At 66.1% G+C, this 3,045-nt stretch carries 4 protein-coding genes; all 4 read left to right on the plus strand.

Annotated elements, in window-relative coordinates:
* The coding region (gene murA, locus AC1P6P_RS01060) for a UDP-N-acetylglucosamine 1-carboxyvinyltransferase (protein WP_481400579.1) at positions 1-1,037 on the plus strand (1,037 nt) is incomplete at its 5' end.
* A complete protein-coding gene (locus AC1P6P_RS01065; RefSeq protein ID WP_481400580.1) occupies positions 1,034-1,510 on the plus strand; it encodes a DUF2948 family protein in 477 nt (158 codons plus the stop codon). The genes murA and AC1P6P_RS01065, both read left to right, overlap by 4 nt.
* 1 nt (position 1,511) lies before the next feature.
* On the plus strand, positions 1,512-2,804 hold the full coding sequence (gene hisD / locus AC1P6P_RS01070; protein ID WP_481400581.1) for a histidinol dehydrogenase: 1,293 nt from the start codon (positions 1,512-1,514) through the stop codon (positions 2,802-2,804).
* An 8-nt stretch (positions 2,805-2,812) separates the two neighbouring features.
* A partial coding sequence (locus AC1P6P_RS01075) for a UPF0262 family protein (protein WP_481400582.1) occupies positions 2,813-3,045 on the plus strand: 233 nt, incomplete at its 3' end.

A 3,045-nucleotide genomic window follows, 5' to 3' on the forward strand; every position in this document is an offset into this window, starting at 1 on the left:
CCCAGAAGGTGCGCGGCTCGACCGCCGAATACGACATCGTGCGCAAGATGCGGGCGAGCTTCTTCGTGCTCGGGCCTTTGGTGGCACGCGTCGGGCTCGCCAAAGTGTCGCTGCCCGGCGGCTGTGCCATCGGCGCCCGCCCCGTCGACCTGCATCTGAAAGGACTCCAGGCGCTGGGCGCCGCGATCGATCTGGCGCAGGGCTATGTCATCGCCGATGCGCCCGCGGGCCTCACCGCCGGCGAGGTGGTGTTCCCGATGGTGTCGGTCGGCGCCACCGAGAATGTGCTGATGGCCGCCTGCCTTGCCAAGGGCAAGACCACCATCGTCAACGCCGCCCGCGAGCCGGAAATCGTCGATCTCGGCAACTGCCTGACCGCGATGGGAGCGAAGATCACCGGGCTCGGCACCTCGCAGATCGTGGTGGAAGGCGTCGGCCGCCTGCATGGCGCGACTCACGCGGTGCTGCCGGACCGGATCGAGACCGGCACCTATGCCATCGCGGCGGCGATTGCCGGCGGCGAGGTTGAGCTGACCGGCACCTCGCCCGACCTGGTGGCGGCGCTTTTGGACGTTCTGGTGCTGGTCGGGGCCGAAGTTTCTTCCACCGGGAGCGGATTCAAGGTTGCACGCGACGGATTTCACCCTAGATCGGTATCGGTGAACACGGCTCCCTTCCCGGGCTTCCCGACCGATCTGCAGGCGCAGTTCATGACGCTGATGGCGATCGCCGAGGGCTCGTCCCGCATCCGGGAGACGATTTTCGAGAATCGCTTCATGCACGTCCCCGAACTCATCCGCATGGGTGCAGATATTAAAGTGGAGGGCGATACCGCCATCGTCACCGGCGTGCCGAGGCTGATGGGGGCGCCGGTCATGGCGACCGATCTGCGCGCCTCCTCGAGCCTCGTTCTGGCAGGGCTTGCGGCAGAGGGCGAAACCATCGTCAATCGCGTCTATCATCTGGATCGCGGCTTCGAGCGGCTGGAGGAAAAACTCCGTGCCGTCGGGGCGAACATCGAACGGCAAACCACATGACGACCACCGGACCCATTCTCGCCGCCCAGGACACCGAAGACCTGGATATCATCTCGGCCCGGCTGCAGGACGCCGTCGCCAAGGTCGGCGACCTCAAATACCTGCCCAAGAAGCGGCGCTTCGTGGCGATTTTGAACCGCTTCCAGTGGGAGAATGGGGCCAAGCAGGGCGATTTGCGCATCCGCTCGGGGCTGCATTTCGACGGCGTCTTGTCGGTCAAGTCCAAGAACATCAAGATGGGGGCGCCCGGCGCCATCCTGTCGCTGCTCGCCATCAAGTTCACGCCTGCGGGCGCCCCCGAAACGGAAAATCCGGGCGGCATGGTGGAGCTGACGTTTTCCGGCGGCGGCGTGATGCAGCTGGCGGTGGAATGCCTCGATGCGGCGCTGGCCGATCTCACGGGTCCGTGGGCGGCACGCGGCCGTCCCAATCACGCCCCCAATTTCGCCGAAGATGGCCTCGAAGACGACTGACATGAGACGCTGGCTCGACGCCAAATCCGCTTCCTTCGCTGCCGATTTCGACGCGCTCCTGACCATGAAGCGCGAGACCGATGACGATGTCTCGGCCTCCGTGCGCGCGATCATCGCCGAGGTGCGGGCCCGCGGCGACGACGCCCTGGTCGATCTCTCCAACAAATACGACCGTGCCGGGCTGAGCGTGGAGACCCTGCGCCTGACGTCGGCCGAGATCGAGGCCGCGCGCGCCGCCTGCAAGCCGGAGACGCTGAAGGCGCTCGATGTCGCGGCGCGCCGGATCGAAGCCTATCACCGCCGCCAGCTCCCGGCCGATGAATCGTACACGGATGAAACCGGCGCCCGCCTCGGCTGGCGCTTCACCCCGCTCGACAGCGTCGGGCTTTATGTTCCCGGCGGCACCGCCAGCTATCCGAGTTCGGTGCTGATGAACGCAATCCCGGCTGCGGTCGCGGGCGTCAAGCGCCTCGTCATGGTCACGCCGGCCACCGGCGGCGCCATCAATCCCTTATCGATCGAAGCTGCCCGCCGGGCCGGGGTCACCGAGATTTACCGCATCGGCGGCGCCCAGGCTGTGGCGGCGCTGGCCTATGGCACCAAATCCATCGCGCCGGTCGACAAGATCGTCGGCCCCGGCAATGCCTACGTCGCCGCCGCCAAGCGCGAGGTGTTTGGCCGGGTCGGCATCGATTCCGTCGCCGGTCCGTCGGAGATTCTCATCATTGCCGATGCCGGCAACGATCCGGAGTGGATTGCCGCGGACCTCCTCAGCCAGGCCGAGCACGACCGCGTCGCCCAGGCGATCCTGATCACCGACGATGCCGGTTTCGCGCACGCCGTCGATGCTGCCGTGACCCGGGCGCTGGCGCTGTTGCCGCGCCGGGACATCGCCACCGCCTCGTGGAACGACTACGGCGCCATCCTGGTGGTGGAATCGCTCGCCGACGCCGCGCCGCTCGCCAACCGCATCGCGCCTGAGCATCTCGAGCTCGCTGTCGCCGATCCCGACGCCTATCTGCCGCTGATCCGCCATGCCGGTGCGATCTTCCTCGGCCGCCATACCCCCGAAGCGATGGGCGACTATATCGCCGGACCCAACCATGTGCTGCCGACCGCCCGCACGGCGCGGTTTTCGTCCGGCCTGTCGGTCCTGGATTTTGTCAAGCGTTCGACCCTTTTGTCGCTCAGCCCTGCGGCGATTGCCGCACTCGGTCCGGATGCCATTGCGTTGGCTGAAGCAGAAGGGCTTGATGCGCATGCGCGTTCGGTGGCGGCGCGCCTGAACACATAAAGACTGCTATGGACGCTGATCCGCAGTTTCGTCTGGTCGGGGTGAGCCTTGAGGAAAAGTCCTCGGAAGGCCACGGCCGCGACGTCGAGCACGAACGCCAGATCGCGCTCTATGACCTGCTGGAAGCGAACTATTTCAAGCCGATGAACTCGCCCGGCGGGCCCTATAACCTCTTGCTCAGTCAGGAGGAGAACCGGCTCATTTTCTCGCTCTACCTTTTGAACGAGGAGCTGCATGGGAC

Source organism: Rhizomicrobium sp. (assembly GCF_056722145.1).

Coding starts and splice junctions, on each gene's coding strand:
- AC1P6P_RS01065 (WP_481400580.1), top strand. CDS start 1,034: ATGACGACCACCGGACCCATTCTCGCCGCCCAGGACACCGAAGACCTG.
- hisD (WP_481400581.1), top strand. CDS start 1,512: ATGAGACGCTGGCTCGACGCCAAATCCGCTTCCTTCGCTGCCGATTTC.